At 69.8% G+C, this 18,528-nt stretch carries 20 protein-coding genes; 12 read left to right on the forward strand and 8 right to left on the reverse strand.

The genetic code is table 11. The features are described from left to right. The first annotated feature begins 54 nt into the window (after positions 1-54). Positions 55-720, forward strand: coding sequence for a GntR family transcriptional regulator (locus ACFOMP_RS12650; protein WP_379031092.1), 666 nt, complete (start codon positions 55-57; stop codon positions 718-720). On the opposite strand, the gene ACFOMP_RS12655 is transcribed toward ACFOMP_RS12650, so the two are convergent. The 7 genes from ACFOMP_RS12655 to ACFOMP_RS12685 all read right to left on the reverse strand — a co-directional run bounded on the left by ACFOMP_RS12655 (position 717) and on the right by ACFOMP_RS12685 (position 6,811). Beyond that, positions 717-1,460 carry a methyltransferase domain-containing protein gene (locus ACFOMP_RS12655; RefSeq protein WP_379031095.1) on the reverse strand — a complete coding sequence of 248 codons (744 nt, stop codon included), beginning with the start codon at positions 1,458-1,460 and terminating at the stop codon, positions 717-719. The two genes, ACFOMP_RS12650 and ACFOMP_RS12655, sit on opposite strands and share 4 nt — an antisense overlap. Further along, positions 1,457-2,059: a pimeloyl-ACP methyl esterase BioG family protein gene (locus ACFOMP_RS12660; RefSeq protein ID WP_379031097.1), complete on the reverse strand. Its 603-nt coding sequence runs from the start codon at positions 2,057-2,059 to the stop codon at positions 1,457-1,459. Before ACFOMP_RS12660 ends, ACFOMP_RS12655 begins: the two co-directional genes overlap by 4 nt. Then, positions 2,056-3,339, reverse strand: a complete 1,284-nt coding sequence (gene bioA / locus ACFOMP_RS12665) for an adenosylmethionine--8-amino-7-oxononanoate transaminase (RefSeq protein ID WP_379031100.1) — start codon at positions 3,337-3,339, stop codon at positions 2,056-2,058. The genes ACFOMP_RS12660 and bioA overlap by 4 nt, the downstream gene beginning before the upstream one ends. Then, a complete protein-coding gene (gene bioD / locus ACFOMP_RS12670; RefSeq protein ID WP_289895836.1) occupies positions 3,339-3,959 on the reverse strand; it encodes a dethiobiotin synthase in 621 nt (206 codons plus the stop codon). Before bioD ends, bioA begins: the two co-directional genes overlap by 1 nt. Further along, positions 3,956-5,077, reverse strand: a complete 1,122-nt coding sequence (locus tag ACFOMP_RS12675; RefSeq protein ID WP_379031103.1) for an 8-amino-7-oxononanoate synthase — start codon at positions 5,075-5,077, stop codon at positions 3,956-3,958. Before ACFOMP_RS12675 ends, bioD begins: the two co-directional genes overlap by 4 nt. Then, positions 5,074-6,042, reverse strand: coding sequence for a biotin synthase BioB (gene bioB, locus ACFOMP_RS12680; RefSeq protein ID WP_289895838.1), 969 nt, complete (start codon positions 6,040-6,042; stop codon positions 5,074-5,076). Before bioB ends, ACFOMP_RS12675 begins: the two co-directional genes overlap by 4 nt. 94 nt (positions 6,043-6,136) lie before the next feature. Beyond that, positions 6,137-6,811 carry a DnaA N-terminal domain-containing protein gene (locus ACFOMP_RS12685; protein ID WP_289895839.1) on the reverse strand — a complete coding sequence of 225 codons (675 nt, stop codon included), beginning with the start codon at positions 6,809-6,811 and terminating at the stop codon, positions 6,137-6,139. On the opposite strand from ACFOMP_RS12685, the gene ACFOMP_RS12690 reads away from it, so the two are divergent. The 6 genes from ACFOMP_RS12690 to ACFOMP_RS12715 all read left to right on the forward strand — a co-directional run bounded on the left by ACFOMP_RS12690 (position 6,716) and on the right by ACFOMP_RS12715 (position 11,486). Then, positions 6,716-6,952 (forward strand): hypothetical protein, encoded by a 237-nt coding sequence (locus ACFOMP_RS12690; RefSeq protein ID WP_289895961.1) that lies wholly within the window; start codon positions 6,716-6,718, stop codon positions 6,950-6,952. The two genes, ACFOMP_RS12685 and ACFOMP_RS12690, sit on opposite strands and share 96 nt — an antisense overlap. A 342-nt stretch (positions 6,953-7,294) precedes the next feature. Beyond that, entirely contained in the window at positions 7,295-8,599 is a 1,305-nt protein-coding gene (locus tag ACFOMP_RS12695) for an AAA family ATPase (RefSeq protein ID WP_289895840.1), read from the forward strand. Further along, positions 8,596-9,702, forward strand: a complete 1,107-nt coding sequence (locus tag ACFOMP_RS12700) for a ParB/RepB/Spo0J family partition protein (RefSeq protein WP_289895841.1) — start codon at positions 8,596-8,598, stop codon at positions 9,700-9,702. Before ACFOMP_RS12695 ends, ACFOMP_RS12700 begins: the two co-directional genes overlap by 4 nt. Positions 9,703-9,786: 84 nt before the next feature. Continuing rightward, positions 9,787-10,026, forward strand: a complete 240-nt coding sequence (locus tag ACFOMP_RS12705) for an AbrB/MazE/SpoVT family DNA-binding domain-containing protein (RefSeq protein ID WP_289895843.1) — start codon at positions 9,787-9,789, stop codon at positions 10,024-10,026. Then, positions 10,023-10,433, forward strand: coding sequence for a type II toxin-antitoxin system VapC family toxin (locus ACFOMP_RS12710; RefSeq protein ID WP_379031108.1), 411 nt, complete (start codon positions 10,023-10,025; stop codon positions 10,431-10,433). The genes ACFOMP_RS12705 and ACFOMP_RS12710 overlap by 4 nt, the downstream gene beginning before the upstream one ends. Positions 10,434-10,544: 111 nt before the next feature. Then, on the forward strand, positions 10,545-11,486 hold the full coding sequence (locus tag ACFOMP_RS12715) for a helix-turn-helix domain-containing protein (protein WP_379031111.1): 942 nt from the start codon (positions 10,545-10,547) through the stop codon (positions 11,484-11,486). On the opposite strand, the gene ACFOMP_RS12720 is transcribed toward ACFOMP_RS12715, so the two are convergent. Next, complete coding sequence (locus ACFOMP_RS12720) at positions 11,483-12,469, reverse strand: AraC family transcriptional regulator (protein ID WP_289895846.1); 987 nt, start codon at positions 12,467-12,469, stop codon at positions 11,483-11,485. The genes ACFOMP_RS12715 and ACFOMP_RS12720 overlap by 4 nt on opposite strands. A gap of 143 nt (positions 12,470-12,612) precedes the next feature. Here ACFOMP_RS12720 and ACFOMP_RS12725 point away from each other — a divergent pair, with 143 nt between their 5' ends. From ACFOMP_RS12725 to ACFOMP_RS12745, 5 genes are read left to right on the forward strand one after another with little or no spacing between them, the layout of a single operon-like run. Continuing rightward, positions 12,613-14,280: an acyl-CoA synthetase gene (locus tag ACFOMP_RS12725; RefSeq protein ID WP_289895847.1), complete on the forward strand. Its 1,668-nt coding sequence runs from the start codon at positions 12,613-12,615 to the stop codon at positions 14,278-14,280. A gap of 9 nt (positions 14,281-14,289) precedes the next feature. Continuing rightward, on the forward strand, positions 14,290-15,057 hold the full coding sequence (locus ACFOMP_RS12730; protein ID WP_289895848.1) for a 3-hydroxyacyl-CoA dehydrogenase: 768 nt from the start codon (positions 14,290-14,292) through the stop codon (positions 15,055-15,057). An 11-nt stretch (positions 15,058-15,068) separates the two neighbouring features. Beyond that, positions 15,069-16,250, forward strand: a complete 1,182-nt coding sequence (locus ACFOMP_RS12735; protein ID WP_379031115.1) for an acetyl-CoA C-acyltransferase — start codon at positions 15,069-15,071, stop codon at positions 16,248-16,250. Next, positions 16,247-17,374, forward strand: coding sequence for an acyl-CoA dehydrogenase family protein (locus tag ACFOMP_RS12740; protein ID WP_289895850.1), 1,128 nt, complete (start codon positions 16,247-16,249; stop codon positions 17,372-17,374). Before ACFOMP_RS12735 ends, ACFOMP_RS12740 begins: the two co-directional genes overlap by 4 nt. 6 nt (positions 17,375-17,380) lie before the next feature. Beyond that, entirely contained in the window at positions 17,381-18,151 is a 771-nt protein-coding gene (locus ACFOMP_RS12745) for an enoyl-CoA hydratase-related protein (protein ID WP_199261153.1), read from the forward strand. Positions 18,152-18,528: the final 377 nt, after the last annotated feature.

An 18,528-nucleotide genomic window follows, 5' to 3' on the forward strand; every position in this document is an offset into this window, starting at 1 on the left:
AACGGCCCGGAAGCCTTATCGACAAACCCCGCCCCCCGGCTTATCCATGCCGCCATGAGCACAGGATCGGAAGAAACCCTGGCGGTCCGCATCAGCCGCGTGCTGGCCGACCGCATCGTATCGGGCGAGATCGGCCCGGGCGAGCGGCTGCGCCAGGACCATATCGCCGAGGAATTCGGCGCCAGCCACGTCCCGGTGCGCGAGGCCTTCCGCCGGCTGGAAGCCCAGGGCCTGGCGATCAGCGAGCCGCGCCGCGGCGTGCGCGTCGCCGCCTTCGACCTGCCCGAGGTCAAGGAGGTGGCCGAGATGCGCGCCGCGCTGGAGGAACTGGCGCTGCGCCATGCCGCGCCGCATCTGACCCCGGCCATCCTGGATGCGGCAGAGGAGGCGACCAAGGCCGGCGACGCTTCCCGCGACGTGCGTTCATGGGAGGCGGCGAACCGCCGCTTTCACAAGCTGATCCTGATCCCCTGCGCCATGCCGCGCCTGCTGGCCACCATCGACGACCTGCATGCGGCCAGCGCCCGTTTCCTGTTCGCCGCCTGGCAGTCGAACTGGGAAACGCGCACCGATCACGACCATCGCGCCATCCTGGCCGCCTTGCGCAAGGGCGATGTGGACGCGGCCTGCGCCACGCTGGCGCGCCATGTGCGCTGGATCGGCCGCCGCCCGGCGCCGGCCAGCGACGGCAAGCGCGACGCCTTCGCCATCCACGGCTAGGCGCGGTTTTCGGCCAGCAGCCAGCTTGCCACATAGGTCAGGGCCACGCCCTGCGCCCCGCCGTGCCGGGCCTCGTATCGCGCCATGAAATCGCGCAGCGCCCCGGCCGAGCGGATCTGCCCGGCGCAGCCGTTGACCCCGGTGGCGCGCAGGTGCCGCAAGACTTCCAGCGCGCCGGGGAAATGCAGCACGATGCGCCATTCCCCCGCGCCACGGACCCGCCAGCCCGGCGCCAGCAGCGCCGCCATCTGCGCCCCGCTCAGATAGGACGGCGCCGCCGCCCGGCTGCCCAGGGCCCGCAATTCGGGAAAATGCCCCGGCGCGAAGCCCGAGAGCGCCAGCCAGCCGCCCGGCGCCACCGCCTGGCACAGCCGCTCCACGACCTGCGCCGGATCGGGAACCCATTGGATCATCGAGGCCGAGGCCGCCAGCTCCACCCGCTCGGGCAGCGCCACCGCGGCGATATCGCCCGGCAGGTAATCCGCCGCGACGCCCGGCAGGTGCGGCGCCGCCAGGTCGTTCAGCCACAGCCGCCCGGGCCGCAGCCCCAGCAGATGCCGGGTCAGGTGGCCCGAACCATGGCCCGCCTCCAGCACCCTTGCCGGGCGATGCCCCGGCGCGGCGCGGCGGTATGCCGCGAACAGCCGCGCCGCGATCCGGCGCTGCGCCAGCGCCGCGTCGTCATAGGTCTGCATGCCGCGCGCGAAGGACCGCGCCACCCGGCCGGCCAGCGCGTTCATGCCAGCACCCCGTCCCAGTCGCGCCATTGCGCGAAGGGGTTGTGCCCGCAATCCAGCGTCGCGACCGGCCCGTCCCGCCAGGCGCGACGCAGGTTCTGCAGCGGAAAGATCCGGTCGGCAGCGCCCAGCCAGATGCGGTCGAATCCCGGATCCCGCCCGCTGTCCCGGGCCATCACCGCCTCGAGCTCCTGGCGCAGCGCGGCCAGATCGGCGCCCGGGTCCACCGGACATCCCGCCCGCCGCGCGAATTGCCGCAGCGAGGCCGCCGAGAGGTTCGCCGCCGTGGCCCGCATCCGGTCGCACGGGATGCCCAGCGCGTCGTCGCAGGGCGCCCAGGAGCCGCAGACCGCCACCTTGCGGCGAAAGCCCTGCAGGTCCGGCATGTGGCAGGCCGCCGCCACGCCGAAGGACCAGGCGACCAGATCCAGCGCCGCATAGCCCCGGGGCCAGTCCGGCGGCGTCAGGTCGCGGTAATCCGACAGCACCAGCACGTCGGCCGGCCCGGCCAGATGCCGCAGCGGCGCGGACCCGACCGCCCAGCCGGTCAGCACCACGATCAGCTCCTCGGCGCCGGTGCGGCGCAGCCACTCCGCCCTCATCGCCAGCCCGCGATCTCGACCATCGCCGCGCCGATGCGCGCCACCTCCTCGGGCGTGGCGACAAAGGGCGGCATGCAGTAGAGCAGCCGACCGAAGGGCCGCAGCCAGACCCCGCTCCTCAGGCAAAAGCCATGCACGCGGCCCATATCCACCGGCTCTTGCAGGTCGATCACGCCGATGGCGCCCAGCACCCGCACGTCCCGCACGCCGGGCAGGGCGCGCGCCGGGGCAAGGCCGCGCCGCAGCCCCGCCTCGATCCCCGCGACCTGCGCCTGCCACGCGCCGTCCGCCAGCAGGTCGAGGCTCGCGCAGGCCACGGCGCAGGCCAGCGGATTGCCCATGAAGGTCGGGCCGTGCATCAGCACCGGTGCCGGCCCGTCGGCAATCGCCTCGGCCACCCGGCCCGAGGCCACGGTGGCGGCAAAGCTCATCATGCCGCCGGTCAGCGCCTTGCCGAGGCACAGGATGTCCGGCACCACCCCCGCCCGCTGCATGGCGAAAAGCGTGCCGGTACGGCCGAAGCCGGTGGCGATCTCGTCGAAAATCAGCAGCACGCCATGCCGGTCGCACAATTCCCGAACCCCGGCCAGCCAGCGCGGGTGATAGAACCACATGCCGCCGGCGCCCTGCACCAGCGGCTCGACGATGAAGCCGGCGATCTGATCGGCTTGCTTCGCAAACAGCGCCTCGACCGCGCCAAGCCCGTTCTGCGCCGGATCCTCGGGCCATTCCGCGCCGAAGGCAACGGGCGGGCGCGGCACGAAATGCTGCACCTGCAGGGCGGCGCCGAAATGACGGTGCATCCCGGTCTCGGGATCGCAGAGGCTCATCGCCTTCCAGGTATCGCCGTAATAGCCGCCGCGGGCCGAGGCGAAAGCCACCCGCCCGGAATGGCCCAGCCCAAGCTGCGCCTGCACCGCCATCTTCAGCGCCACCTCGACCGCGACCGAGCCGCTGTCGCTGTAGAAGACGCGGTCCAGCCCGGCGGGCAGCATGGCGACCAGCCGCCGCGCCAGCCCCACGGCGGGCCCATGCGTCAGCCCGCCGAACATCACATGCGGCAGCCGGGCCAGCTGCGCCTGCATCGCCTCGACCAGCCGCGGATGGCGATGGCCATGCGCCGCCGCCCACCAGGACGACATGGCGTCGATCATCCGCGTCCCGTCCGCCAGTTCCAGCCACACCCCGGCCGCCGCCGCGACCTCATGCACCGGCCCGGGTTCGCGCATCGAGGAATAGGGATGCCACAGATGCCGGCGGTCGAAATCCAGATCCCGCATCACAGCGCCCCCCGGATCGCGTCGGTGTCGATGCCGGCAAAGGCCTTGGCTAGAGTCTCGGCCGTCACCTGCTCCAGCACCGGCAGCCGGCCCAGGTCGTTGACCGCGCCGATCCCGCAGATCACCCGGCGACTGTCCTCGGCCTCCTCGCCGATGAAGGCCACGCCCGCCAGCCGGCAGCCGGCGGCCCGCAACGCAGCCAGCGACAGCAGCGCATGGTTGATGGTGCCAAGCGCGGTGCGGCAGCACAGCACCACCGGCGCCCCCCAATCCGCGATCACGTCGAGATAAAGCCGCCGCCGGGTCAGCGGCACCATCAGCCCGCCGGCCCCCTCGACCACCAGCGGGCCATCGAGGCTTGGCGGCACCAGCCGCGCCGGGTCGATCTCCACCCCCTCGCGCTCGGCCGACAGATGCGGCGAGGCGGGCAGCCGCAGCCGATAGGCCTCGGGCAGAACCGGCCGGCCCGACAGCCGCGCCACGGCCTCGCTGTCGGTCTCCTCCTCCAGCCCGGACTGCACCGGCTTCCAATAGGTCGCGCCAAGCGCCCGGGTCAGCCCGGCGCTGAACACGGTCTTGCCGATGCCGGTATCGGTGCCGGCGACCACCACCACGCTCATGCCGCCGCCCTTTCCTGCGCCGCGATGGCCGCGAACAGCGCCGCGATATCCTCGGCCCCGACATGGCCGGTGACCGAGACCCGCAGCCGCGCCGTCCCCTTCGGCACCGTCGGCGGCCGGATGGCGCGGATGTCGAAGCCCTGCACCTGCAGATCCGCGGCCAGTGCCAGCGCCCGCTGATCCTCGCCGACGATCACCGGAACGATCTGGCTTTGCGCCGCGATGCCGCAGCGCCGCGCCGCCTCATGGGCCAGCGCCATGCGGGCCCGCGCGGCCTCGACCAGCGCCGGCACCTCCTGCAGCGCCCGCAAGGCCGCCCGCAGCACCGCCGCCGACAAAGGCGAGGGCGCGGTGGCATAGATGAAGGGCCGCGCCTTGTTCACCAGCGTCTCGACCAGCACCCGGTCGGCACAGACCAGCGCGCCCGAGGCGCCCAGCCCCTTGCCGCCGGTATGCAGCGTCACCAGCGGGCAGGCCAGCCCATGCGCCAGCCCCCTGCCCTGCGGGCCGAAGACGCCGGTCGCATGCGCCTCGTCCACCACCAGCACCGCATCCTCGCGCGCCGCCAATGCCGCGAGTGCCTGCAGTGGCGCCAGATCGCCCGCCATCGAATAGACGCTTTCGACCGCGATCCAGACCCGGCCGCGCCCGCCGGCGTCGCGCCAGTCCGCGATCACCCGCGCCGCGTCGCCCGCGTCGTTATGGGCAAAACCGCGGCATTCGGCCCGGCCTAGCCGCATCCCCTCATGCGCACTGGCATGGACCAGCGCGTCATGCAGCACCAGATCGCCCTGCATCGGCAGCGCCGCAAAGATCGCCTGGTTGGCCTGGAAACCGCCGCCCATATACAGGCCCGCCTCGGCGCCGAAAAACGCGGCCGCCTCGGTCTCCAGCGCCTCATGCTCGGCATGGTTGCCGCGCAGCAGCCGCGCCCCCCCTGCCCCGACCGGCACGCCGCGCGCCAGCGCATCCCGCGCCGCGCCGGCCAGCAGGTCCGACCCCGCCAGCCCCAGATAGTCGTTCGAGGCGAAATCCAGCCCCGCAGCCGGCGTCCGATGCCGCAGCCGGCCCCGCTGCGTCAGGGCGTCCAGCGCCGCCGCGTGCCGAGGAAAGCTCATGCCGCGCAGCCCTCGGCCGAGCCTTCCAGCACCTCGGCCCGCAGGCCGAGCTTGGCGAACAGCACCGCGTCCTTGTCCTCGCCGGGGTTGCCCGCGGTCAGCAGCGTGTCGCCGACGAAGATCGAGTTGGCCCCGGCCAGGAAGCACATGGCCTGCAGCTCGTCGCTCATCTCGGAGCGTCCCGCCGACAACCGCACATAGGATGTGGGCATCAGGATGCGCGCCGTGGCGATGGTGCGCACCATCTCGATCGGGTCGAGCTTCGGCACGTCGGCCAGCGGCGTGCCCGCCATCGGCATCAGCATGTTGATCGGCACCGATTGCGGCGGCACCTCCAGCCCGGCCAGCGTTTCCAGCATGGAAATGCGGTCCTCGGCCGTCTCGCCCATGCCGACGATGCCGCCGGCGCAGACATTGATCCCGGCCGCCTGCACCCGGTCCAGCGTGTCCAGCCGGTCCTGAAAGCTGCGCGTGGTGATGATCTCGGAATAATAGCGTTCCGAAGTGTCGATATTGTGGTTGTAATAGTCGAGCCCGGCGTCCTTCAGCCGCAGCGCCTGGTCCATGTCCAGCATGCCCAGGGTCATGCAGGTCTCCATCCCCAGCGCCTTGACGCCGCGGATCATCGCCAGCACCGCCGGCATGTCGCGCTCCTTGGGCGAGCGCCAGCCGGCACCCATGCAATAGCGGGTGGCGCCGGCATCGCGGGCGCGCTTGGCCTCGGCCAGCACCTGCTGCACCTCGATCAGCTTCGAGGCCGGCAGTTCCGCGCCATTGCGGGCCGATTGCGCGCAATAGGCGCAATCCTCGGGGCAACCGCCGGTCTTGATCGACAGCAGTTTCGAACATTGCACCAGGTTCGGGTCGAAATGCGCCCGGTGCACGGTCTGGGCCTGAAACAGCAGATCCATCAAGGGAAGATTATAGATTTCTTGCGCGGTGCGCTGCGGCGCCTGCTGGGGCATGGATGTCCTCCTGAGCCTCGTTTCAAGAGGTATCTATAAAAGCGCCGGCGGCATCCGATAAGATGGATATATTATCTATTATTGTTGGCCAAGATTAGGGCCCCAGCACGCGCACCTTGGCGATCCGCCCGTCGCACCGCTGCACGGCGACGCGCAGCCGATCCAGCAGATGGGTCTGCACATAGGTGGCATGGAAGCGCGTCGGCGCGAACAAGGTCAGGCATCCATCGGCGGCCCCGGCCTCGGCCAGCCCTGCGAACCAGGCATCGAACAGCGCCCGGTCCTCCTCGGCCAGTCGGGCCCGGGCCTCGGCCCAGACGCCCTGCGCCGGCATCGGCTCGGGCCGATGCAGCGGCACGACATTGCTGGCCGGCTCGGGCTGGGTGCCGCCGAGCCGCGCAACGAAATCCGGGCCGATATTGTCCCATTCCCGTTTGGTGTCCAGCAGGATGCGCTCCAGATTGAGGCTCAGCACCGACACCCGCCCGCGCGCGCCCTGCTGTTTGATCTCGATCCAGCCAAGCGCCCGCAGCTTGGCCATCTCGCGCTTGACGGTGCGCTCGTCCACGCACCACAGCCGCGCGATCTCGCGCTGGCCGATGGTCAATTCGTCGCGCTGCCAGTTATATCTGGTGGTGATCAAGGCCATGAGCCGCAAGATGAGCCGCTGGCGATGCTTGTCGCCGGCAAGCCCGTGCGCCATCATCGCACTGAGCAAATCATATTTCTTTGCCGCGGCCTCTCGGCCGACGGCGCGGATCACCTGCATAACTGCTCCTGCCCGGCTCTGGCCGGCTGCCTTCTTCACTGCCCGAAGAGCCCCGGCTTTTCGTCGGTGACCCTGGATGGCGGCGACGATCTGCTGCCGTCTGAAACGCTTTTCGCCATCTGTTTCGTATTTGCGTCCTGATTTCCGATTCTGTCAAGCGCTTTGCCCCAGAGCCGGATTTCTCGCCTCAATCTTCAAAGAAAAAACGGTATCAATGGTATAGGGGGACAGTCTGGATGACACCCCATTGCCGGGTTTTGTCCCCCAATCCGCCCGGCTTTCGAGGCGGGCGTCCCCCAATCCGGCGTTGGCGTTCCCCGGTTCCGGCACCGAATCGGCGCCGCCGATTCGCCGAGTATCGCCCTGGAAACCCAGCATTTCCCGATTTTGACACTCTGATTGAAAACGGGTTTTGCCAAAACTGCAAATCCGGCGTAAAAGCGAAACAGAAGAAAATCTGCGTCCTATAAATACAGGCATCCTATGTACACGCATGAAGACCTCGCCAAGCTGCAGGCGCAATCGCTGAAGATGCAGGGCTGGATCCGGCGCCAGACCTTCAGCCCGGCCAACGAGAAGACCTTGCGCCGCTTCTCGAGCTGGGAGGTGGCCGAGCTGATCTTCCGCATCAACCAGTCCACCTTCCGCGGCAAGCTGGCCGCCGACCCGAACCTTCCCCTCGGGGAAGTCGAGGAGGACGGCCGCCAGCGCTGGTTCTCGCTGGACGAGGTGAACGAGCTGCGCCGCCGCATCCGCATCAACCGCAAGTCGCTGATGCCCTGGCGGCCCGAGGGCAAGCGCGCCTTCCGCGCCGCCATCGCCAATTTCAAGGGCGGCGCCGGCAAGTCGACGGTGGCGCTGCATTTCGCCCATGCGGCGGCGCTGGACGGCTATCGCATCCTGGTGGTGGATTTCGACCCGCAGGCGACGCTGTCGCACAGCATGGGCCTGACCGATGTCGGCGAGGACCATACCGTCTGGGGCATCATGGCCCGCGATCTGGAGCGCGAGACCGACCGCATGAACGCCGCCGCCCGCGGCGCCGAAAGCGGCACCGCCCTGCCCCAGCGCAAGTTGCCGGCCTCGATCCGCGACATGGGCCTCGGCACGCTGCGGCCGGCCGATTTCATCAAGCCAACCGCCTGGCCGACCATCGACATCATCCCCAGCTGCGCCAACGCCGCCTTCGTCGAGTTCGCCAGCGCGCAATACCGGCACCTGAACCCGGAATGGACGTTCTTCGGCGCGGTGTCGCGCTTCCTCGACAGCCTGGCGGACGATGCCTATGACCTGATCCTGTTCGACTGCCCGCCGGCCATTGGCTACCAGTCGATGAACGCCGTCTTCGCCGCCGACATGCTCTATATCCCCTCGGGGCCCGGCTATTGGGAATACGATTCGACCACCAGCTTCATCGGCCAGCTCTCGGAGGCGCTGGAGGATCTGGCGCACGGGTTCGAGAACTTCCCCACGGGGAAGATCCGGCTGCCCAAGGCCTTTGCCGACATCCGCTTCCTGATGACGCGTTTTGAGCCGTCGAACGAGTTGCACCAGGCGATGTATGGTGCCTTTCAGCAGGTTTTCGGCCAGCACATGGCCGAACATCCGATCGAGCTGACCCGGGCGGTCGAGCAATCCGGCCGGTTCCTCAGCTCGATCTACGAGATCGACTACCGCGAGATGACGCGCGGCACCTGGCGGCGGGCGCGGGCGACCTTCGACCAGGCCTATGAGGAGTTCAAGACGCGGGTCGCCGCGGCCTGGGACAAGCTGGAGGGCGAGGCATGAGCAGGAAGCGCCGGGTATTCGAGATCGAGATGCCGGACGATCCGGCCGCGGAGACGCCGGAAACCTTCCCCGCGGGGAAGGACGACAAGGAGCATCGCCGCGGTCCCATGGCGACCGCCATCGTCGAGACCGCCGAGTCGACCCGTGACCGCGCCCGCATCGAGGCGCAGATCCGGGCCGAGAACGACGCGTTGGCCCAGGAGCATGTGCGACTGAAGCGCGCCGGGCTGATCACCGACATGATCCCGCTCGATGCCATCGACACCCGCAAGCTGATCCGCGACCGGGCGCCGGGACCGGATTACGAGCTGGCCGAACTGGTGGAATCGATCCGCGACATCGGCCTGTCGAACCCGATCCGGGTCGAACCGGCCGGAGAGGGGCGCTACGAGCTGATCCAGGGCTGGCGCCGGCTGTCGGCCTATCGCCAGCTGCTGGAGGAGACCGGCGATGCCGGGAAATGGGGCCGCATTCCGGCCGGCATCGCCGCGCGCGGCGACGAGCTGGAGCAGCTTTATCGGCGCATGGTGGACGAAAACCTGGTGCGCAAGGACATCTCCTTCGCCGAGATGGCGCAGCTGGCGCTGCATTACGCCATGGATCCGCTGACCGAGGAGCACGACCCCGAAAAGGCGGTGGCGATCCTGTTCAAATCGGCGGGCTATCAGAAGCGCAGCTATATCCGCAGCTTCATCCGCCTGGTCGAGGCGCTTGGCGAGTCGCTGATGTATGCCGCCGAAATCCCACGGGCGCTGGGGCTGGCGCTGGCGCAGCGGCTGGACGAGGTGCCGGGCATCGCCGCCGCGATCCGCGCCGAGCTCAAGGACTGGGACACGCGTTCGATCAAGGACGAGCTGGAGATCCTGCGCCGCTATGCCGGGCAGGGCGGGGACGAGACCGAGGCCGCGCCGCCGCGCAGCGCCGGGCCGACCGTCCCCGCGGGGAAGGCCCGCACCACCTTCCAGATCGAGCGGCCGCAGGGCAGCGCCAAATGCACCGCCGCCAACGGCCGGCTGGAGATCCGGCTGGCGCGGGATTTCTCGGCGGTGGACCGGCGCCGGCTGGAGGCGGCGGTGCGGGCGATGCTGGAGAGCCTGGACTGACCTTCCCCGCGGGGAAGGCCTCAGGCGCCTGTCTTGACCGGGGATGAGTGCGGTATTACCATGGGTATTACCAAGGAGAATCGCATGCGCATCACCACCAAGGGCCAGGTCACCATCCCGCAGGACGTCCGCGACTTCGCGGGCTTCCAGCCGGGCACCGAGGTCGAGTTCCTGATCGGCGAGGATGGCGTGGTGCGCGTCATAGCCGCCGGGCAGGGGCCGCGGGCCCGCGACCGCCGGCTGGGCGCGGCGCTGGCCGGGCTGCGCGGCAGCGCCGATACCGGGCTTTCCACCGACGAGATCATGGCGCTGACCCGCGCATGACGCCGGTCTTGGTCGATTCCAACATCCTGATCGACATCTCGACCAACGATCCGCACTGGGCCGACTGGTCCATGCGGACGCTGGCCGGGCTCGGGCAGGGGGCGCGGCTGGTGATCAACCCGCTGATCTATGCCGAGCTGTCGGTGGCGCATAGCCGCGTCGAGACGCTGGAGGCGCTGCTGCCCGAGGATGTGTTCCACCGCGAAGCGCTGCCCTGGCCGGCGGGGTTCCTGGCGGGCAAGGCCTATCTTGCCTATCGGCGGCGCGGCGGCGAGCGCCGCTCGCCCCTGCCGGATTTCTATATCGGCGCCCATGCCGCCATCCGCGGCTATCGGCTGTTGACCCGCGATTCCGGGCGCTATCAGAGCTATTTCCCGAAGCTGACGGTGATCTCGCCCGAGAGGTGAAACCGGGGGTTCCAGTGATCCGCGTTTAGGGGCTATTCTGCGGATAGATGCTTTCGCAGGTCGGGAAACATGTGCTCCGCTTCCACGCCAGGTTATCACGAAAATTCCGCCGTGCACCAGCTTTTTGACGCCCGCGACTGGCTTTCCGCGCAGGGCGGCTTGGCGACGGGGCTGGCGCGGGCCGGTTTCGCGCTGGGGCGGCTCGACGGCGCCATCGCCGCGCTGGAGCCCGAGGCGCGGACCGGCGCCAACCGGCGGCTGGCGCTGATCGAGGTCGAGGCGATGCTGTGGGCGCAGGGCACGCCGTTGCGGCGCGAGGAGATCGGCCGCGACCTGATGGAGGCGCGGGCCGGCGCCGACCTGGAGGCGATGCGGCTGGCGCGCTGGGGCATCCGGCGGCTGGAAGGGCAGGGCGATCCGCAGGCGTTGCGCGGCTTTCTGGGCCTGCACCGGGCCGAGGTCTCGGGCCTGGACGATCGGCTGGCGGCGCGACCGACCGGGCGGGATTTCGATGCGGCGGCGGCCGAGTTCCAGGAGCTGGCGGCGGGGATCGCCGGGCTGGCGCCGCTGCTGCGGGCGTCGGCGCTGCGGGTGCTGTGGCGGCTTTGCGGCCTGTCGGCGCCCGAGCTGCTGGCCGAACCGGCGGTCTGGACGGCGCGCGCCATGGCCGAGGGATGCGAGGCGCTGCGTTTCGTGCCGCTGGGCCGGCACGGCCGCGCGGTCTGGATCGATTCCGGCACCCCGGCCGAGCGCATGGCCCGGCATCTGGCGGCGGTGACGGCCGGATTGCAGGACGCCCGGCACGAACTGGCGCGGGTCGCAGAGTGGCAGGGCCGGGCGCATGCGGCGATGGCCGGGATCAAGGGCGACAATCCGGCCCGGGTGATCCAGGCGCTGGTCGCCCATCCGATCCTGAACGCGGCCATGCTGGAGGCCAGCGCCGGCATCAGCCGCGACACGGCCGAGCGGATGCTGGCGCGGATGCGCGACCTGGGGCTGGCACGCGAGATCACCGGCGGTCGGCGATTCCGGCTGTGGGTGCTGGCGGGCTAGGCGGCCTCACGCCGGAAGGCGGCGGGCGTGGTGCCGGCCAGCTTGAGGAAGGCGCGGTGGAAGGCGCTGGGTTCGCCATAGCCCAGCCGGGCGGCGATCTCGGCCACGCTGAGATCGGTGTCACGCAGAAGCTGACGGGCGTGCATCAGGCGGATCTCGGCGCGGATGGCGGCAAAGCCCTGGCCCTCGGCCCGCAGCCGGCGGCGCAGGGTGGCGGGCGACAGCCGCAGGTCGGCGGCGATCCGGTCGAAATCCGGCCAGTCCTCGGGCGGCACCGCCCGCAGCCGGCTGCGGATGCGGGCCGAAAGCCCCTGGTCGTGGCGATAGCGCAGCAGGATGTTGGCCGGCGCGCCGCGCAGGAAGCCCTGCAGCGCCTTCTCGTCGCGGATGGTCGGCAGCGACAGGTAGCTGGCCGCGAAGCGGAGCCGGCTGGCGGGCTGGTCGAAATGCACCGGCGCACCGAAGAACTGGTGATAGTCGCGGCGGTTTTCCGGCGCCGGGCAGGCGAAATCGACCTGCATCAGCGGGATGCGGCGGCCGATCAGCCAGCACATCACCCCCAGCAGGACCAGCCAATAGGTGCGATAGGCGAAGGCGCGGCGCGGCGGGCCGGCGTCGCTGAGCAGGATCTCGGCCTGGCCGTCGCGCAGGCGCAGCGTGCCGGTCGGGTCGTCCAGGGTGACGGACAGGAACAGCAGCGCCCGGCGCAGGGCGCGTTCCAGCGTGCCGGCATTGAGGACCGCATGGCAGAGCAACTGGAAGCTGCCGGGGCGCAACGGGCGGGCGGCCTCGTCGAAGAACTCGTCGCGGATCTGGTCGGCGATGGCGAGCCAGAGCTTGCCGTATTGCAGGTTCGACACCGGCTCGGCCAGCGCCGGGTCGATGCCGGCGGCGGCAAGCAGCGGGCGCGGATCTAGGCCGCGGCGGTGAAGGCAGTCCAGCGCGTCCTCGACGAAGCCGGGGGTGATGGTACGACGCTCCATGGCGGCCCTATTGCAAAAACGTTCAGTTATTCTGGCCGCGAATGTCATTGTTTGCAATGCAGCCGACGCTAAGCTGCCGGCAAGCTCGAGGAGCCGCACCCGCCTGAAGCATGAGGGGGGCGGAGAGTGTGAGGAGGAGAGACATGTCTGGAACGACCCTGTCCCGGTCGCGCCCCGGTTACGACCAGGCCGTGGCGCAATTCCGCATCGAGGACGCCATCGCCGGGCTGCGCGGCGATCTGGAGACCGGGCTGAACGCCTGCGTCGAATGCTGCGACCGCCATTGCGGCGCGGACCGGGTGGCGCTGCGCTGCCTGTCGGCCGACGAGGCGCTGACGGAATACAGCTTCGAGGAGCTGCGCGAGATGTCGGCGCGGGCGGCGAACCTGATGCGCGACAAGGGCGTCCGGCCGGGCGATGTGGTGGCCGGGCTGCTGCCGCGCACGGTCGAGCTGGTCGCGGTGGTGCTGGGCGCCTGGCGGCTGGGCGCGGTCTATCAGCCGCTGTTCACCGCCTTCGGTCCCAAGGCCATCGAGCACCGGCTGAAGACCAGCGGCGCCAAGCTGGTGGTCACCAATACCGCGCAGCGGCCCAAGCTGGACGAGGTCGAGGATTGCCCGCTGGTCGCCACGGTGCGCGGCGAGGGCGAGGCGCTGGCGCCGCAGGATGTCGATTTCCGCGACGGGCTGGCCTCGGCTTCGGATGCGTTCGAGCCGGTGCTGCGCCGGGGCGAAGACCTGTTCATGATGATGTCCACCTCGGGCACCACCGGCCTGCCCAAGGGGGTGCCGGTGCCGTTGCGGGCGCTTCTGGCCTTCGGGGGCTATATGCGTGACGCGATCGACCTGCGCGAGACGGACGTGTTCTGGAACATCGCCGATCCGGGCTGGGCCTATGGGCTTTATTATGCGCTGACCGGGCCGCTGCTGCTGGGCCAGCCGACGATCTTCTACGAGGGCGGCTTCACCGCCGAGACCACCTATCGCATCATCAGGCGCATGGGGGTGACCAGCCTTGCCGGATCGCCCACCGCCTACCGGCTGCTGATCGCGGCGGGGCCCGCGCCGGCAGAGGGGGTCAAGGCGCAGCTGCGGGTCGTGAGTTCCGCCGGAGAGCCGCTGAACCCCGAGATCATCCGCTGGTTCGCCGAGCATCTGTCGGTGCCGATCCATGACCATTACGGCCAGACCGAGATGGGCATGTGCGTGAACAACCATCACGGACTGGAACATCCGGTGCGTCCGGGCTCGGCCGGCCTCGCCATGCCGGGGTATCGCGTCGTGGTGCTGGACGACGAGGGCCGCGAGCTGGGGCCGAACCAGCCGGGCGTGCTGGCCATCGACATGAAGCGCTCGCCGCTGATGTGGTTCTCGGGCTATCTGAACCAGGCGACTCCGGCGCTGGCGGGCGGTTACTATCGCACCGGCGACAGCGTGGAGTTCGAGCCGGACGGCTCGATCAGCTTCATCGGCCGGTCGGATGACGTCATCACCTCCTCGGGCTATCGCATCGGACCCTTCGACGTGGAAAGCGCGCTGATCGAGCATCCCTCGGTGATCGAGGCGGCGGTGGTCGGCGTGCCCGACCCCGAGCGGACCGAGATCGTGAAAGCCTTCGTGGTGCTGGCCAAGGGCGTCGAGGGCAGCGAGGCGCTGCGCGAGGAGCTGGCGCAGCATGTCAAGAAACGCTTGTCGGCCCATGCCTATCCCCGGATGATCGATTTCGTCGCCGACCTGCCCAAGACGCCGAGCGGCAAGATCCAGCGCTTCATCCTGCGCAAGGCGGAAGTCGAGAAACTGGCCCGGAACTGAGGACGCATCATGCAGATCGAGGACAAGACCTTTCTGGTCACCGGCGCCGGTTCCGGCCTGGGCGCGGCGGTGGCGCGCATGGCGGTGGAGGCGGGCGCGCGGGCGGTGCTGCTGGACGTGAACGCCGAAGCCGGCGCGGCCATGGCGGCGGAACTGGGCGCGGCGGCGCGCTTCGTCAGGACCGACGTGACCAGCGGCGAACAGGGCGCGGCGGCGGTGGCCGCGGCGCTGGCGGCGTTCGGCCGGATCGACGTGGCGGTGAACTGCGCCGGCGTGGCGCCGGGCGAGAAGATCGTCGGGCGCGACGGGCCGCACGGGCTGGAGAGTTTTGCCCGCGCCATCCAGATCAACCTGATCGGCACATTCAACATGCTGCGGCTGGCCGCCGATGCCATGTCGCGCAATGAGCCGGGCGCCGGCGGCGAGCGGGGGGTGATCGTCAATACCGCCTCGATCGCGGCCTATGACGGGCAGATCGGGCAGGCGGCCTATGCGGCCTCGAAGGGCGGCGTGGCGGCGCTGACCCTGCCGGCGGCGCGGGAACTGGCGCGGCACGGCATCCGGGTGGTGACCATCGCGCCGGGCATCTTCGCCACGCCGATGATGGCCGGGCTGCCGCAGGAGGTGCAGGACAGCCTGGGCGCCAACGTGCCGTTTCCGCCGCGGCTGGGCCGGCCCGAGGAATATGCGGCGCTGGTGCGCCATATCGTCGAGAACCAGATGCTGAACGGCGAGGTCATCCGGCTGGACGGCGCGCTGCGCATGGCACCGAAATAAGGGGGTTCATCATGGCTACTGATCCGATTGTCATCGTGGGCGCGTCCCGCACGCCGATGGGCGGCTTCCAGGGCGATTTCGCCGGGGTCGAGGCCGCGGCGCTGGGTGCGACCGCGATCCGCGCCGCGCTGGGGGGCTTGGACCCGCAGGCGGTGGACGAGATCATCATGGGCTGCGTGCTGCCCGCCGGCCAGGGCCAGGCCCCGGCCCGGCAGGCGGCGCTGGGGGCGGGCCTGCCCTTGGGCGCCGGCGCCACGACCGTCAACAAGATGTGCGGCTCGGGCATGAAGGCGGCGATGTTGGGTCATGACCTGATCCTGGCCGGCTCGGCCGAGGTGGTGGTGGCGGGCGGCATGGAGAGCATGTCGAACGCACCCTATCTGCTGCCGAAGGCGCGGACGGGCTATCGCATGGGGCATGGCCAGGTGATGGACCACATGTTCCTGGACGGGCTGGAGGACGCCTATGACAAGGGCCGGTTGATGGGCACCTTCGCCGAGGATTGCGCCGAGGCCTATCAGTTCATCCGCGAGGCGCAGGACGAATTCGCGATTTCGTCGCTGACCCGGGCGCAGAAGGCGATCGCCGCGGGGCATTTCGCGGGCGAGATCGCGCCGGTGACGGTCAAGGGGCGCGGCGGCGAGACCGTGGTGGATACCGACGAGCAGCCGGGCAAGGCGCGGCTGGACAAGATCCCGACGCTGAAGCCCGCCTTCCGCAAGGACGGCACGGTGACGGCGGCGAACAGTTCCTCGATCTCGGACGGGGCGGCGGCGCTGGTCTTGATGCGGGCCTCGGAAGCCGAGCGGCGCGGGCTGACCCCGCGGGCGCGGATTCTTGGCCATGCGACCTTTGCCGACAAGCCCAGCCTGTTTCCGACCGCGCCCATCGGCTCGGTCCGGCGCTTGCTGGAACGCACCGGCACGGCGCTTCCGGATTACGATCTGTTCGAGGTGAACGAGGCTTTCGCCGTGGTCGCCATGGCGGCGATGCGCGACCTTGGCCTGTCGCATGATGCGGTGAACGTGCATGGCGGCGCCTGCGCGCTGGGCCATCCCATCGGCGCCTCGGGGGCGCGGGTGTTGGTGACGCTGCTGGCGGCGCTGGAGACGCATGGCGGCCGGCGCGGCATCGCGTCGCTGTGCATCGGCGGCGGCGAGGCGACGGCGGTGGCCATCGAAAGGATGCAATGATGCTGACCGAGGAACAGGAGCAGATCCGCGACGCCGCCCGCGATTTCGCGCAGGGGCGGCTGGCGCCCGGTGCGGCTGCGCGCGACCGCGCGCATGAATTCCCGCGCGCCGAGCTGACCGAGATGGGCGCGCTGGGCTTCCTGGGCATGCTGGTGCCCGAGGACCATGGCGGTTCCGAGACCGGCGCCGTCGCCTATGCGCTGGCGCTGGAGGAGATAGCGGCGGCGGACGGGGCGTGTTCGACCATCATGTCGGTGCACAGCTCGGTCGGCTGCGTGCCGATCCTGCGCTTCGGCACCGACGAGCAGAAGGCGCGCTTCCTGCCGAAGATGGCCAGCGGCGAATGGATCGGCGGCTTCGCGCTGACCGAGCCGCATGCGGGCTCGGACGCGTCGAACCTGCGCAGCAAGGCGCGGCGCGAGGGCGACCATTACGTCATCGACGGGGCGAAGCAGTTCATCACCTCGGGCAAGAACGGCAAGGTGGTGATCGTCTTTGCGGTGACGGATGCGGCGGCGGGCAAGAAGGGGATCTCTGCCTTCATCGTGCCGACGGATACGCCGGGCTACGAGGTGGTCTCGGTCGAGCACAAGCTGGGGCAACACAGTTCGGACACCTGCGCGCTGGCGTTCAGCGGGATGCGGGTGCCGGTCGGGAACCGGCTGGGCGAGGAGGGCGAGGGCTATCGGATCGCGCTGTCGAACCTGGAAGGCGGGCGCATCGGCATCGCCGCGCAGGCGGTCGGCATGGCGCGCGGCGCCTATGAGGCGGCCCTGGCCTATGCGCGGGAGCGCATCACCTTCGGCCGGCCGATCATCGAGCATCAGGCGGTGGCCTTCAAGCTTGCGGACATGGCCACGCAGATCGACGCGGCGCGGCTGATGGTGCTGCGCGCGGCGCAATTGCGCGAGGCCGGCAAGCCCTGCCTGACCGAGGCCAGCATGGCCAAGCTTTTCGCCTCGGAAATGGCCGAGAAGGTCTGTTCGGCGGCGATCCAGCTGCATGGCGGCTATGGCTACCTGGCCGATTACCCGGTCGAGCGCATCTATCGCGACGTGCGCGTGACCCAGATCTACGAGGGCACCAGCGAAGTGCAGCGCCTCGTCATCGCCCGCAACCTGTGAGGACCCATGGCAGACCTGATCCAGATCACCCACGAGGGCCGCGTGGCGCTGATCCGCCTGAACCGGCCCCAGGCGCTGAACGCGCTGAATACGGCGCTGGCCGAGGAACTGACGGCGGCGGCCGAGGCGCTTGATGCGGACAAGGGTGTCGGCGCCATCGTCGTTACCGGCTCGGACCGCGCCTTCGCCGCCGGCGCCGATATCTCGGAAATGGCCGAAAAGACCGCCGAGGAGATGGTCGAGGCGGATTTCTTCTCGACCTGGGACCGCTTCGCCGCCACCCGCACGCCGAAGATCGCGGCAGTGAACGGCTATGCTCTGGGCGGCGGCTGCGAACTGATGATGATGTGCGATTTCGCCATCGCCGGCGAGGGTGCCAAGTTCGGCCAGCCCGAGGTCAAGCTGGGCGTGATCGCCGGCATGGGCGGCACGCAGCGCATGACCAGGCTGATCGGCCGGGCGCTGTCCATGGACCTGCATCTGACCGGCCGGATGATGGACGCGGCCGAGGCGCTGCGCGCCGGGCTGGTGGCGCGGGTGGTGCCTGACGATCAGGTGGTGCCCGAGGCGATGGCGGCGGCGCGGCAGATCGCCGGCTATTCGCGGCCGGCGACGCGGCTGGCGCGCGAGGCGGTGATGCGGGCCGAGGAGCTGTCGCTGGCCGAGGGCGTCGCCTGGGAACGGCGGCTGTTCCACCGGCTGTTCGGCACGTCCGGCCAGCGCGAGGGCATGAATGCCTTCCTGGAAAAGCGCAAGCCGGAGTTCCACGCCGACTGACCCCGGCGGGACGACTGGCTTTTCCGTATTTTCCAAATACGCCATCCGGCTCTGTCCACGGGCCGGATGGGCAGGGGCGAAGCCCCGGTCGGCCCGCGGCCGATTCCGGATTCCCGAAGCTGTCCGCCGAAGCGGCTCTGCGAATCCCCAAGCGATTCTGGTGACGGAATCATCCGCTTCTGCTTTCCCGATGACCCAAGGCCAGTAAAAGCTGCGGTTTCGCCGTGGTTATCGGCCAGGGCCGAGCGGGAGAGTGCTCCTTCGTCGAATCTCCCGGGCAGGGTCCAAGCGCTGCGGCGCTCTGCCGCTTTAAAAGTTCCCCCATATTTTTCAGCCACTTACGGATCTTTGTCATTTTTCTTTATTTTTGGTCTTGC

Origin of the sequence: Paracoccus simplex, from assembly GCF_042648325.1 — a bacterium.
In the GTDB taxonomy this organism is placed as follows: Bacteria; Pseudomonadota; Alphaproteobacteria; order Rhodobacterales; family Rhodobacteraceae; genus Paracoccus; species Paracoccus simplex.